Raw genomic sequence first — 13,966 nt, forward strand, 5'->3', positions numbered from 1 at the left:
CATGTCCAGTATTGCGCCAGCACATGTATCACCTTCACCACTGCGTGTTGCGATCGTCGTAGAAGCCGCAGGCGGCGGCGTTGCCATGCACCTGGCGGACCTGATCACTGGATTACGTGTTTGCGCAAATGTGCAAATCCACTTGATCGCACCGCTGGGCGAACGCTTCGACAGCGGCATTCTGTCGGACGCACTTGCCCATTGTGCTTCGTTTCACCGTCTACCGTTTCGTCGCGCAGTCGGCTCGCATGATCTGCCGTCGGTACTGGCGTTGCGCCGATTGCTGTATCGACTCCAGCCCCACGTGGTGCACAGCCACAGCTCCAAAGCGGGCGCGCTTGCCCGGCTATGCCGCGGACCATGGAAGCAGGTCTATACCCCACACGCGGTGTATACGCTCAATCCGGCGCTGTCCGGAGCGAAGCGCCGCTTTTACGGCGGCGTCGAGCGCGTGCTCGGCAATGCACGTTCGGACGCAGTGATCGCGGTATCCCGCGACGAAGCAAAGCATCTTGTCGAGCTTGGCATCGCGCCTAAACGCGTCCGCACGGTCGTCAATGGCGTCACGAAACCGAATCTGCTATCGCGTCAAACGGCGCGCGCCGTACTGGGTGCCGCAGAGCACGCATTCATCGTGGGCTTCGTCGGCCGTTTCGATGCGCAAAAAGGCGTCGACCGATTGGTGCGCATCGCGCGTGAACTATCCAGGCGTTATGGCGACAACGTACAGGTGGTCGCGATGGGCTCAGGCAACTTTGATCAGGCCGCAGGCGCAGAGGCGCAGAATCTGCCGGAAAACCTGCATATCGTCGGCCGCGTCGAGAATGCTCGCCGCTACTTCTCGGCCTTTGACGTATTTGCATTGCCAAGTCGTTACGAAGGCTTTCCATACGTCTGCATCGAGGCGCTCGCAGCGCACATACCGATCGTGGCGACGCAAGTTGCCGGCGTGTCCGAGTTGGTCGAGGGCCACCGTGTCGGCCTGACCGTCGCCAACCACGATGATCCGGCGGCATTCACCCAGGCCATCGCACAGCTCGTCGAGCAGCCGACGCTGTACCAAACCATGCGTGCGCACTGTGCCAGCGCTTTCGATCACTTCTCCGCCGACACAATGATTGACCGCACACTCGCCATCTACGTTGACCTGCTTGCTGAGCGTGCAGCATGAGCCAGGCCATCCATGTTGCGTTATTGCACGCCTATAGCTCGCGCAATTCGGGCGATGGCCTGCTCGTGGACCTGTCTGTCGAGCTGTTGCGCGATGCGTTCGGCCCGGCGACGCGAGTCTCGATCATCGCGGCCGATCCGGCGTCGTTTCCGAATCACCCCGATGTGCATCCGGCGCCGGTGCTTGCCGCCGCGGGCATGCCACGCATCGCTGCCGCGGCTGCCGCCGTATGGCCGGTGTCGCTCAACCCCGCAGTGAAGTCCATGCGCAATCTGCTGCGGCACGTGGACCTGATCGTGGGCGTCGGTGGCGGATACTTGCGTGCACGCACCGCAGTCGAAGCCCTCAAGCTGGAAGCCGGTCACTTGCTGCAGATGCGCGTCGCGCGCGCGGCACGCAAGCCGACGGTCTATCTGCCGCAAAGCATCGGACCGACCGCGCATTGCCCGCTGCTGGCGCGACAGCTACGCGCACGGTTGGCGTCGTTCGATGCCGTCTTTGTGCGCGATGGGCGCTCTGCCGACTTTCTGGCCGGCAATGGAAATACGCGGCGTGCACCGGATCTGGCCGTGCTGGAATGTGCGCGTCGTGAGGGCATGCTCCCTGAGCGTAACCGTGTCATCCATAGTGTGCCCCAGCATATTGCGCTGGTGCTGCGCAGGCCTCCGGCGTGGAGCGGCACGCAACGCCTGCGCTATCACGCATCGACGCTTGCGCTTATCGAGCGCTTGCACCGCGTGTGCCGGCTGACGTTTGCGCTGCAGAGTAGCGGCCGTGGCAATGACGATGGGGCTTATTACCGAACGCTCGGTATCGAGGCATCGCAGAGCTTGAAATCCGTGCTCGCCAACGACACGCCCGATGCCGTGGTATCCGTGCGTTTGCATGGCGCGCTCGAGTCGATCCTGCAGGGTGTGCCTGCCTATCATCTGAGCTATGAGCGCAAAGGATTCGGCGCTTATGCAGACCTCGGCGTCAGCGACTGGGTGGCCAATGCGGCGGACTTCGATGCCGACAAGGTCGCCGACACGTTGATGATGCCGGGCGCGTTCAGACGGTTTTGGAACGCCGCCGATGAGCGCCTCTCACACCTGGGAGACCAGCGCGCGCAGATGGTGTCGGCTTTGCGTGCCGCAGTCGATGCACCGGTGCGACGATGAATGCGATAGGGCTGAGGCTCGCCCTTCGCGTGGGTGCACTCGCGTTGAAATTCGCGCTGACGATGATCATTGCTCGCACGCTCGGCTTCGATGCCGTGGCCGCTTATGGATTCGCGGTGGCGGCATCGGTGGTGGCCTCCAAGGTGCTTGGCCTCGGTTTCAGTACCGAACTCAATCGCCAATTGTCCGATGACACACCCGCCGACGCGATCCGCACCGCAAAGCGGCTGTTTGCGCTGTATGGCACTGTTTACGCGTTGCTGTGCCTGCTGATGGCTGCCTCGGGGCTGGTATCGGGGCCATGGCGCGTCTCCGCATTACCTACCACGCCACTGTGGCTGATTGCACTGGTCGCTTGCGCTGAGCATGCGGCACTGGAGGTCAACAGCTACGTCTACGCGCTGCATCGGACGCACGCTGCCACGTGGCTTTTGTTTGTCCGTACCGGTGCGTGGGCAGGCGTGGCGATCGCCGCACTCATGTTGCATGCCATCGGATCCATCGAAGCGTTGTTCGCCATCTGGCTCGTCACCAATGTGGGGGTTGTTGTGGCCGGATGGACGCTCATGAATCGTGTTGCGCGCGGCCTTCCCCCCTCGCGTGCCAGAGTGATCGCGCCTGCCGGACTGGCCAAGGTGTGGGTAGATGGCGTGCCGTTCTTTGTCGCATTGCTGCTCCTTTCGATACTGCAATATCTGGAGCGCTTTGTTGCGGCGGGTGTCCTCACGGCGAACGAACTTGGCCGTTACGTGTTCGTCTGGTCGATCGCCAATGCCATTCAGACGGTCGCGGCAGCAACGGTCGTCTTCGCTGCCGGGCCGCGCCTGGTGCGCGCTGCAGCCGGAAGCGACGATGCATTCCGACGCGAACTGCTGCATGCCGCAGCGGCCTCGCTGCTGCTCAGCGGCGCAGCGGCCATCGGCCTTTTTGCGCTGCGTGTACCGATCTTCCAGCTTGCGCACGGAGGCGGCGGTGCATGGCAGACAAACGAACTCTCACTGCTAGGGCTGTCGTTTGTGTTGCGTGCACTCACCGACGTGCTGTGGGCGGCCGCGGTGGCGCAGCGCAAAGGACGGCCGGTGGCGATCTCGATGGCACTGCTGGCACTGATCTGCCTGCCCGTGTCGATCATGCTGGTCCGCAGCTTGGACGGATTGGGTGCGGCATGCGCTCACCTCGTCGCAAGTGTCGCGGTGGCCGTCACCATGGTATGGATCATCGCATCACGAGCCTCGCCGGCCTTGCGCCTGCCACGGGGAGCCGCCGATGCTGCGTAAGTTGATGGTGAGTGGACCGCTGCTCAGCCGCGGCCTGTGCGATGCGATCGCGGCGATGATGGCTCTGCTGTATTTGGCCATCTATGCAAACGCGCGCGCGCTGCTTCCCGATTTCATCTTCCGTGATGCCGACAAGATCCAGACGCAGATCGGCGGTGGCAGCGCCTATAGCGGCACGTCGTTCGATGTTGCCGGGCGTTTCTACGCTGCGCTCGGCACCACGGGCACGAATGCATTCGTGGCGACGCTGGGCGTGCTGTTCATTTGGGCCACACTGCGCCAGACCCGTCATGCCGGTGCGTTGTTCGCCAACCTGGCGTTGATAGTGCCGTGCCTGTTCTTCAATCTGTTCGTAGCCAGCAAGGATACCCTCGTCGTTCTGATGACGCTGGTGCTATGGCTGGTGGCGCGCCGTTACGGAACGGTGCGTACGTTCGTCGTAGCGGTCGCGCTCTACCTGGGGTACGCCGCGATGATTCGCAGCTACTTCATACTGATCGCGATCAGTGCTTGCTGTGCATGGTGGTTCCGTCGCGCAACGCTGCCGCGGCGGATCATCGCATCCCTGTTGCTGATGGTCGCGCTCGCCCTCTTACCCGATACGGTCTACTACGCGCTACAGCATCCGCGTGACGCCGCCGTCGACTATTTGATGTACGGGTCGCCGTTCGGTGCGCGTACCAGTTTCCATAATCCGTTTGCGCCGGACTCATTGCTGCACTTCGTTGGCAACTACCTGTATTCGGTACCCCGGCTCAACCTGCCGGTGCTGTTCTCGCCGGATACAAAAGGGATAGCGATGCAGTGTTTTATTGCGCTCATGCTGGCCCCTGCGTGGGCACCTCTACCGCGCGCGTCGATACCTATGTCGGCGCTGCCCGGCCGAGAAGTTCTTGCCTGCATCGTACTCGGACAGGTGGCGATATCGATGCTATTTGAGCCGGACTTAGGCAGCTATACGCGACATCTATCCAGCTTGTCCCTGTTCGCTGCCGCCCTATGGGCGCAACGTGTCGTGCGCACTCACCCACCGGGGGCTGCGGTGGACGAGCGAGACGCACGTGCATCACGCAGCGCACGTTCGATGACGTCGAAAGCGGGTTTGGCCGTACGGTCCGCGCGCAGGAGACCGTAATGGCGCTGGGCGGTATCGGAGGCATCGGGTGTATCGGCCCACTCGTAAATGGAGATCAGCGAAGCCGATTGTGCGTCAACGCTTTGCATCAACATCGCCACGCGTTTGGCCTGTCTGTCGGCACCGTTCAAGCCAGCCGATGTCGCGCCGTCTTCGGTAATCGCAATCGGCAGACCGTAGCGCTTGCGCAGGGCCTGCGACGCTGCGCGAATCTGATCGGCCGTCATGCCGTAGGCGTGATACGAAATGGCGTCAAGGCAACGGGGAAGTTGCCCGGCAAGTGGCTGCAGCAGACGTCCGGCGGCCGATCCGCCCAGCGGCACCCGCGCGAAGGCAAAGCCCAGCACCGGCACGGAGGGTTTTCGCACGGCCAAGCGTTCGCACGCCGCATGCATGAAGGGGGCGAACGTTTCCTCGACGTCGCCCGTGGGCCAGTATTTGGACTGGTCCGGTTCGTTCCACAATTCGATGGCCAGCAGCTGCGATCCGTACTGGCGATCAAGCTGTGCGACCAAACCGGCCATGTCATCGCCCGCCTGGGCAAGCGTAGCCGCACGCGCGGCGCGAGACACGGCGCGGGGCGCAAGCGATCCAAGCGAACGCACGGTCAGCAGCACCGGCAATCCCGCCGCATGCGCAGCAGTGATCGCCTGGTCAAGCGCGCGGCGGTAATCGGCGCGGCCCATGCGGTCGGTCCACACACCCATGCGCACGAATGCAAACCCTGCGTTATGGATCTTCCGCGCATCGTTCGCGTTGAACGACTGCAGCTTCACCTGTACACCGACCAGCGGCGTCGCGCCTTCCTGCGACGCCAGCCAGTAAGCGCGATCGGCACCATACACAGGTGCGCACAGCAGCCACAGCGCGATCGCCAACGAGTGAACAATGTGATGACGCATGTGGTGATCAACCTTTTCAAGAGGTGGCTTCACGTCATCGCAGATACGGATCGATGCAAGACGAAGAGCGGTGAGTGTACGCCGCAACGCAGGCACACGGCCGGTGTAAGACGGATGCCGATAGCGAAGGAGCGCAGGTGAAGATTCTGGTTTGTGGCGGTGCGGGCTATATCGGCTCGCACATGGTGCGTTATTTGCTCGCGCATGGGCATCACGTGGTGGTCTTCGACAACCTGTCCACAGGTCACGCCCTGGCGGTGGGAAAGGCTCGGCTGGTAGTAGGTGATCTACGCGACCGGCAGGCCCTGCGGAGGCTGTACCTGCAGCGCTACGATGCGGTCATTCACTTTTGCGCGCACTCGATCGTTCCGCATTCCGTGGCCGATCCTTACGCCTATTACGAAAATAATGTTGCCGGCACATTGAGCCTGCTGCAGGCCATGCGCGAGGCGGGTGTCGCAAAAATGGTGTTTTCCTCCACGGCGGCCGTATTTGGCCATCCGTCGTCACCGCTGTTGGACGAGCACCATCCAACCGTCCCCATCAACCCGTATGGCGCCAGCAAGTTGATGGTCGAGGGGGTTCTCGCCGACGCTTCCCGCGCTTATGGGCTACGCTCGGTGGCGCTGCGCTATTTCAATGCCGCAGGCGCGGACCCTTCGGGCGACATTGGCGAATCCCATCAGCCGGAAACGCACTTGATTCCCAACATCCTGCGCGCGGGATTGGGGCAAGGCGGCAGGTTGAAAATTTTCGGCAACGATTACGACACGCGTGATGGCACCTGCGTGCGCGACTACATCCATGTCAACGATCTTGCTCGCGCGCACCTGAAGGCCGTCGAGTTTCTGCATGACCATGAAGGCGCCCATGTATTCAATCTCGGCAACGGCAAAGGCTTTACGGTGCGCGAAGTCATCGACGCAGCACGTGCCGTCACCGGCGTGAATATTCCCTATGAATACGCGCCGCGCCGGGCCGGCGATCCTGCTGTGCTGATCGCATCGAGCAACAAAGCCCGTGAGTTCCTAGACTGGGTTCCAGCCGTAACGGACATTGGCGACATCGTGGAGACGGCCTGGCGCTGGCATCGTGCGGCGAAATATTGAAGTTTGCATGGGTGACGCGTGTGCGTGGAATTTTAGTGTTTATTCGAACATCGAGCGCTGTGCGATAAGCGCGTGGAAACGATGACGACAACACACCTGCGTCGCAACGCATGGTCGAACGCAGCTTCGTGCACGACGGTTCCGTTCATTTGACATTGACGGCGTCGGCGATGGTGATGCTGTGTATGGCCAATACGCGGCCACCAGAATTGCGACCCGTCTGATTTCCTCTGTATCGATTCGTCCCTACCCTGGCGTGCGCTTTTATGACTCGCTGGTCCATACCTTGCTCGATTAAGACACGGCTGATTGTTTTTCAATGTGCGTTGCAAAGCGCCCGCGTGAAAGTCCTTTTTCGAATTCATCCAATAAGAATGAATGGATTTTCGTAATTAAGCATGTTGTTGTTATGAAGTCTTCCTTTCGCATGAAGCCCCTAAAAATCGGGTGGGCAAGTGTTTCGTTGCTTACCTTGATACGCGCCGGTCATGCCGGTGAATCTGCCGTTCCTGGCCAATTGGTGGTGCCTGGCGTTTCTTCGGGCGTCTTGCTCCAGCACTATCAGGGAGTGCTTGCGCCCGATGCGAATGCGCCCGTGGGTGCCCGTGGCGAGCATAAGCCCACGATGGCCCAGCGGGCCGAGCAAGGCAGGACGCTGCGCGTCATGGTCAAGCACTTTGTGTTGAGCGAGCCGCTGCCCGGGCCGGCAGCCGCGAAGGCACAGCAGATCTTTACGGCCTTCGAAGGGCGGCAGCTTGGTTCTGCGGACGTGGTGCGTGTGCGCAACCTGTTGAACGCGATGTTGTCGCGCGAGATGGATGCACTGACTTATGCCCGCTTGCCACAACAAGACATCAGCGACGGTATCGTCCATTTCGAGATCGAACGCGGGCGCATCGGCAGGCTCGAGCTCAACAACCGGTCGCGGGTATCCAATTCGGTCGTCAGCCACTACCTGCCCAGCAATGATGTTGGCGAACGACGCAATCTCGATGCGCTTGCGCAAATGAACCGCAGGTTGTCGGCCTTGCCGGGTATTGGGCAGGCGGCCGTTTCCCTCGCGCCTGGCGATGAGCCTGGGACGACCAATGTCACCGCGAACATCACGCCTGCGTCGCCCATTGAGGGTGTTTTGCTGGCCAATAACTCGGGTGCGCCAAGCTCGGGCGCCAATATGGTGGGTGCACAAGTGGCACTGAACAGTCCCCTAGGCATCGGCGACCGCCTGCAAAGCACGCTGTTCTATGCACCGCCTGGTGCACAAAACGCGGTGGGACAAGGTGGTCATACCTCGTTTGCCGCATTGTCCTACGACGCACCGGTTGGTTATCGAGGCACGCGTGGCGGCGTTCAGTACAACCGTGTCGACTACACACAAGGCGGCCCCGGCGACTTACGCGAACTATTCGACGGACACGGTAGTGCCGACGGTATACGCACCTACGTCAGTCATCCGCTGCTTGCGCGCGACGACGCTAATGTGACGATGGGTGCCAGCCTTGAGCACAAGAACCTGAAGGATTCCTTTTTTGGTGTGATGTCACGCCGCCGCTTGTGGACGGGAGGCGCCAGTGTTTCCGGTTTCAAAGCGGGACAGCTGGCGGCACGGCCGAACGTTGTCCGATTCGATGCTGAGCTGAAGGCTGGCCAAGTCCAAGTGCTCGATGTGGGCATCAATGATGATGCCGCCGGCGACCTGTCGCGGTCGTTGATCTCCAGGCGCTTCGCCAAGCTCAGCGTGGGCGGGGAATACCTTCAGCTGATCCGCCCCGGTTTGACCTTCTCGCTCAAGGGTAATGCGCAATTTTCGCTGCCCCGGCATCACCTCGATCCTTCTGAGCAGATGAGTTTGGGTGGAGCTCAAGGTGTGCGCGGCTATGACAGCGGCTTGTCGACCGTCGACCAGGGCGCGCTGATGTCGACCACGTTGACTCAGGCGTTGGAACCGATACCGGGCTTGTCAATGAGCGTGTTCTATGACCGTGGCAACGGTCAGATCAGCCGTTCGAATATCGCTGCGGGCGGATGCGGCTGCACGATTCCGGACAACCTGATGACTGTGCAAGCGGCCGGCGTGGGGCTGGACTACCACTATGGCAGCAAGTTCTCGGTAAGCGTGGTGTACGCCCGGCAAATAGGAGCCGTGCCTGAAAACCAGTATCAGCGTCGCCGTGCCCAAACCTGGGTAAACGCGAAGCTGGCATTTTGAGCATGTCAGCGGTTTTGCCGATGTCGTTTTTCTAAATACGTCATGCAGTCAAAGCCGCCCGACAAGCAGGTAAACCGCATGAAAGACCATCGCTGCGATGTCGCCCCAGCAACGACAGCGCGCATGGCGATTTTGTCGAGCTCAACAGCCCTACCGTTTTTTTCAAAGCAAGGAAGAAAGATGAACCATCGCAGCAGCATCGCCAGACACGCCGCACGCAATAAGGTATTGCTGCGCCTGAAACCGATGACGGCATTGATCATGTTGGCCACGGCCGGGCAAGCCGCGGCGGTGACTACCGGCAGCACGGCCGTCGGCCAAGCGACCATCACTCAAAACGGGACGATCACCACGATCAACCAGACGAGCGACCGCGCGATCATCAATTGGAACAACTTCGACACACGTGCCGGCGAAAGCGTCAACTTCATTCAACCGTCGATGACCTCGGCGACGCTGAACCGTGTGGTCTCCGGGGCCGCCACCCAGATCAACGGCAGCTTGACCGCCAATGGCCAGCTGTACGTGGTGAACCCGAACGGCATTGCGGTGGGCAAGAGCGGCAGCATCACCGCGACCGGCGTGGTGCTTTCGGGCGTGGACGTGTCCGACGCCGAGTTCATGATGGAAAAGAAACGCTACATCACGTTCAACGGAAACAGCGCGGCCACCGCTGCGGTAACCAATGCGGGTACGATCATGGCCGCGACGGGTGGCGTGACCTTCCTTGGCGGTCGGGTCGTGAACGAAGCGGGTGGTGTGGTCAACGCATACGGCGGTGACGTGTCGCTGCTCGCCGCCGGTCAGGGGATGCAGGAGCCATCGACGGGAGACTTCGTAGCGATGGCCGCGGGGCCAGCCAATGCATTGGCCGCTAATTACGGCGCGTTGACGAGCAGCGGCGGCGGCGTTTATCTCACCGCCGTCCCGTCGACCGCCACGGATGGCTACGCGATCTCCAATACGGGGACGATTGACGCCTACCGCGCGGTCATCTACTCGACAGCGGGTAGCGTTTGGCTAGCTGGCCAAGTGAAGGGACATTCCAACATCACCCTCTCCAGCGCTGGCGTGCTCAATGGGCAGGGCAGCACGCTGAGCTCGGACGGTTACATGACGATTTCTGCAAACAACAGTTTGGCGTTGGGGCAGGTCGATGCAGGCGTCTTGATGGTCAGCAGTGGTGGGCGCCTGACCCTAAACAATCCGCTCAACGTTGCCAGCGACATCGATGTAAGTACAAGCGACGCGCTGAAAGCCAATGGCGCCATCACTTCCACGTATGGCAATGTCACGCTGAGATCGGGTGTCCAGACAACGGTGGATTCGGTGAGCGCACGCGGTGCTGTCGTGCTGCAGAGCAACGGCGGCATCACGGTCAATGGGCCATTGGCCGGTGGTTCCATCGACGTGGGGGCGGCCACGAATGCGGTGCTGTTGGGCGACGTGGTCGCACAGGGTGCGGTGCGGTTGGGGAGCGGCAACAATTTGACCGTAGGCCAGCTGGGCGTGGGTGGCTCCGTGAGCGGTAAGACTGTTTCCCTGGGCGCCAACAATGCGATGAATGTCTGGGGCGGTGTCAACGCGACAGAGCGCGCGTACATCAGAAACTACGGCGACGATGGCACGGTATTCATCAATCAGGGCATTCACGCACCGTATTACGAGGTGACCAACAAGGGTCAAACCTACACGATGTGCGGGTGTTCGCTTGACTACACGCCTGTCTATGGCGCCGATGGATACGACCAGAACGGCTACAACCGCAGTGGCTTCAACAGCAGCGGTTATAACGCAGCGGGGCTGGACCGTTTCGGCCGTCCCAATCCCAATACCGACGTAACCCCAACCCCGACCGATAGCCGCCTTGGCACGGGCACGATCGCCAGTGGTGCCGGGACCATTACGCAGAATGGCGTGGATACAACGATCCGCCAGTCGTCCGACCGGATGATCGTGAACTGGGACAAATTCGGTATATCGCAAGGCGCATCGGTGACGATTGATCAGCCCAGCCGCCGATCGGCCATCTTGAATCGCGTGACGGGAACGGATACCACGCTGATCGACGGTTCATTGACCGCCAACGGCCAAGTATTCGTGATCAACCCCTACGGCGTCGTTGTTGGCGGAACGGGCGTGATCAACGGCAATGGCGTGGTGCTGTCGGCACTGAGCATCGGCGAGGATGACTTCAATGACGCCAACGGCCGTCATGACTTTGCCCTGCAAAACGATACGGGTCTCACCTCCGTGACCAATAATGGGACGATCAACGGCGGCGAAGCGGGCGTCCAGTTGTTGGGCCTGCGCGCATTCAACAACAGTACCGGCATCATCACCTCAAACGGTGGACAGATCGCCCTGGTTGCTGCGAATGCCGCCCATGTCAATACTGATGCCACGGGTGGCATGAGCACGACGGCGGATGCGCCTCGCGCTGTCGCGCTCGTCAGTAACGATGGCGTGCTTGCAAACAGCAACGGCTCCATCAGCCTTCAGGCGATGGGTGGACTTGGAGGCAATCGCATGCTCGTCAATACCGGAACGATAGAGGGCGGGGCGGTGGACATCCAGGGCTTGGGCAGCGGCGACGTGCGTGTAGATGGCGCGATTGCGGCCGATCGAGTTCACGTGCTTGGTAACTATCTTCAAGTGAATAGCCGCATCGCTGCCAACGATGTGGTCGATATCACGGGAGGCAGGACGCTTAGTGTGAATCGTGACATGATCGACACGCCGCAGCTTTACATCGACGGCAAGCTGTGGAACTAAACGACGTTTGCATTGGCGTCATCCGACAACGGGCGCCTCGGCGCCCGTTGTTGTTTGTGCACGCCACGCAAGCCATCTTCACATCCTTATGTGGGGGAAGGCGCGCTGTCTAAAGCGTCGCCGCTGCCGTCATCCATGCAATAGCTCTTGCCGCTTTACCCCGATAATCCCGATTTCATGGCAGGGTTGCTCCCTGCATCCACTAAAAAAAGGCGCAGCGAGCATGAGGACGGTTGTGAGCGGCAAGCGAATCGCACTAGGGCTCTTCATATCCATGGCGTGCGGCGCGCAAAGCCTTTTCGCGGCACCCTCGTCTGCGCAGGCAACCGAAGCACAGGCCGCGATACACCGCCCGTTCGACCAGCCCCAGCCACATGCCGGCCCTGGCCCCAGCGCGCAAACCATCAAGGCCTGGCAAGACCGCAAGTTCGGCATGTTCATCCACTTCGGCCTGTATTCCATTGCAGGCGGCATGTGGAGCGGCAAGCGTGTGGACAACGGCTACAGCGAGCAGATTCTCGCCAATGCACCGATTTCGCCCAAGGATTATGAAGCGCTCGCCAAGCAATTTGATCCCACGAAATTCGATCCCGATGCCATCGTGGCGCTGGCCAAGGCCGCGGGCATGAAATTCATCGTGATCACCGCCAAGCATCACGATGGATTCAATCTGTTCCACACCGCACAAACCCGTTACAACACGGTGGATGACACGCCTTATCATAAGGACATCGTCAAGGAACTGGCCGATGCCTGCGCGCGCGCGGGTCTCAAGTTCGGTGTGTATTACTCCACCATCGATTGGCACCACCCCGGCGGCAATACGTACATCGAAGGCAATAGCAATCCGATTACGTCCGCGCAGGAAGCGTTCAATGTCGCGCAGATCAAGGAGCTGTTGAGTCACTACGGCCCCATTTCGGAAATCTGGTTCGACATGGGCAAACCCACGCCCGCGCAAAGCGAGGATTTTGCACATACCGTGCACACCTTGCAGCCGCAAACGATGATCTCTGGCAGGGCATGGAATTACTACGGCGATTTCGCGGTGATGGGCGACAATGCCGAGCCGGATGTCGGCATGGAGTTGCCATGGCAAGCGCCGGCATCCATGTTCCCGGATACCTGGGGTTATCGTTCATGGCAAAGCAGAAGCGATCCGCAGGGCAAAATCCGCGAGAACATCACGCGTCTGGTCCGCGTGGTCAGCCAGGGCGGCAATTACATACTCAACATCGGGCCGGAAGGCGACGGTTCGGTCGTACCGTATGAAGCGCAGGTGTTGCGCGGTATCGGTGCGTGGTTGAAACGCAACGGCGAGGCGATCTACGGCACGCGCAAGCAACCCTTCGCGCCGGTGGATTTCGGCTACGCCACGGTTGGCGCGCATGCGATCTATTTATTCGTGACCAAGTTGCCGCCCGATCACCGCTTGCATGTACCCGGCCTGGCCGACACCGCATTCGGTCGCGCTTACCGCCTCGGTTCCCCCGCATCGACGGTGGATGTGCAGCGCGATGGCGAGGATATAACCGTTGCGGTGGACGGTTTAGCCAACTGGCCCACGGCCACCGCGCAGAACAGCGATAGCGACACCTTCATGCCGGTTGTCGTGCTGCCGCTGAAAGGCCCGTTGCACGTTCGTCCGCGCATGCTGGCCGCCCAAGCCGATGGCGCTTTTCATTTACAGCCCGCACAAGCCGAGCATTACCTCAACTACAACGGTGAAGGCTACGAAGCGCCGGCCACCCTCTACAAGCTCAGCTGGCAGCTCGACGCACGGGCGACGGATTATGTGCTCACCGTGCACTACACGCCCTCGTCCCAACCCGCGCAGCTGGATGTTTGGGTCGATGGCGTGCGCTATCCGTTGTCACTCGATGGTACGGGGCAGCCAGCCGCCAGCCAGGTAGTGCACATCCATCGCAACCGCAACGCGCACCCGTACGCCATGCAGCTGGAACTCACGCCTGCCGCGCCGTTCGTGCAGGGCACGCCGCTGCCGGTGACGGTGCAGTCGGTGGAGCTGTCACCGGCCCGATAGGGTTGCCCGTCAGTTTGTCCTAGGGCGTCGTGCCAGGGTCATAAGCTGACCATGCGGGTCGGCGCGCACTAGGCGCAACGTCACGCTTGGATCGATCTAAATCCCACCAGGCCGCGTGGCACAAACATTGCTCCCTGATCCTGTTTGGAGTCACGCGGTCAATCGCCCAGCGTCGCGTGCTTTG

9 protein-coding genes are annotated in these 13,966 nt (G+C 60.9%); 8 read left to right on the plus strand and 1 reads right to left on the minus strand.

Translation table 11 applies throughout. The features are described 5' to 3' along the window. Position 1 precedes the first annotated feature (1 nt). From DWU98_RS10625 to DWU98_RS10640, 4 genes are read left to right on the plus strand one after another with little or no spacing between them, the layout of a single operon-like run. Entirely contained in the window at positions 2–1,171 is a 1,170-nt protein-coding gene (locus tag DWU98_RS10625; protein WP_230474795.1) for a glycosyltransferase, read from the plus strand. After that, a complete protein-coding gene (locus tag DWU98_RS10630) occupies positions 1,168–2,331 on the plus strand; it encodes a polysaccharide pyruvyl transferase family protein (RefSeq protein WP_115495535.1) in 1,164 nt (387 codons plus the stop codon). The genes DWU98_RS10625 and DWU98_RS10630 overlap by 4 nt, the downstream gene beginning before the upstream one ends. Then, positions 2,328–3,608 carry a lipopolysaccharide biosynthesis protein gene (locus DWU98_RS10635; RefSeq protein ID WP_115495536.1) on the plus strand — a complete coding sequence of 427 codons (1,281 nt, stop codon included), beginning with the start codon at positions 2,328–2,330 and terminating at the stop codon, positions 3,606–3,608. Before DWU98_RS10630 ends, DWU98_RS10635 begins: the two co-directional genes overlap by 4 nt. Next, a complete protein-coding gene (locus DWU98_RS10640; protein WP_230474796.1) occupies positions 3,598–4,743 on the plus strand; it encodes a hypothetical protein in 1,146 nt (381 codons plus the stop codon). The genes DWU98_RS10635 and DWU98_RS10640 overlap by 11 nt, the downstream gene beginning before the upstream one ends. On the opposite strand, the gene DWU98_RS10645 is transcribed toward DWU98_RS10640, so the two are convergent. After that, positions 4,632–5,645: a cellulase family glycosylhydrolase gene (locus DWU98_RS10645; RefSeq protein WP_115495537.1), complete on the minus strand. Its 1,014-nt coding sequence runs from the start codon at positions 5,643–5,645 to the stop codon at positions 4,632–4,634. The two genes, DWU98_RS10640 and DWU98_RS10645, sit on opposite strands and share 112 nt — an antisense overlap. A 137-nt stretch (positions 5,646–5,782) precedes the next feature. Here DWU98_RS10645 and galE point away from each other — a divergent pair, with 137 nt between their 5' ends. The 4 genes from galE to DWU98_RS10665 all read left to right on the plus strand — a co-directional run bounded on the left by galE (position 5,783) and on the right by DWU98_RS10665 (position 13,782). Beyond that, positions 5,783–6,754 (plus strand): UDP-glucose 4-epimerase GalE, encoded by a 972-nt coding sequence (gene galE, locus DWU98_RS10650; protein WP_115495622.1) that lies wholly within the window; start codon positions 5,783–5,785, stop codon positions 6,752–6,754. A gap of 427 nt (positions 6,755–7,181) precedes the next feature. Next, a complete protein-coding gene (locus DWU98_RS10655) occupies positions 7,182–8,963 on the plus strand; it encodes a ShlB/FhaC/HecB family hemolysin secretion/activation protein (protein WP_147293294.1) in 1,782 nt (593 codons plus the stop codon). A gap of 180 nt (positions 8,964–9,143) precedes the next feature. Beyond that, positions 9,144–11,738, plus strand: coding sequence for a two-partner secretion domain-containing protein (locus tag DWU98_RS10660; RefSeq protein ID WP_158545031.1), 2,595 nt, complete (start codon positions 9,144–9,146; stop codon positions 11,736–11,738). 223 nt (positions 11,739–11,961) lie between these two features. Next, entirely contained in the window at positions 11,962–13,782 is a 1,821-nt protein-coding gene (locus DWU98_RS10665) for an alpha-L-fucosidase (RefSeq protein ID WP_230474797.1), read from the plus strand. Positions 13,783–13,966 lie beyond the last annotated feature (184 nt).

The organism is Dyella monticola (assembly GCF_003363155.1).
In the GTDB taxonomy this organism is placed as follows: domain Bacteria; phylum Pseudomonadota; class Gammaproteobacteria; order Xanthomonadales; family Rhodanobacteraceae; genus Dyella_B; species Dyella_B monticola.

Bases quoted from the DNA above. Each gene is read 5' to 3' on its own strand.
- DWU98_RS10625 (WP_230474795.1), top strand. From the start codon at position 2: ATGTCCAGTATTGCGCCAGCACATGTATCACCTTCACCACTGCGTGTT.
- DWU98_RS10655 (WP_147293294.1), top strand. From the start codon at position 7,182: ATGAAGCCCCTAAAAATCGGGTGGGCAAGTGTTTCGTTGCTTACCTTG.
- DWU98_RS10660 (WP_158545031.1), top strand. From the start codon at position 9,144: ATGAACCATCGCAGCAGCATCGCCAGACACGCCGCACGCAATAAGGTA.
- DWU98_RS10645 (WP_115495537.1), bottom strand. From the start codon at position 5,645: ATGCGTCATCACATTGTTCACTCGTTGGCGATCGCGCTGTGGCTGCTG.
- DWU98_RS10630 (WP_115495535.1), top strand. From the start codon at position 1,168: ATGAGCCAGGCCATCCATGTTGCGTTATTGCACGCCTATAGCTCGCGC.
- DWU98_RS10640 (WP_230474796.1), top strand. From the start codon at position 3,598: ATGCTGCGTAAGTTGATGGTGAGTGGACCGCTGCTCAGCCGCGGCCTG.
- DWU98_RS10635 (WP_115495536.1), top strand. From the start codon at position 2,328: ATGAATGCGATAGGGCTGAGGCTCGCCCTTCGCGTGGGTGCACTCGCG.
- DWU98_RS10665 (WP_230474797.1), top strand. From the start codon at position 11,962: ATGAGGACGGTTGTGAGCGGCAAGCGAATCGCACTAGGGCTCTTCATA.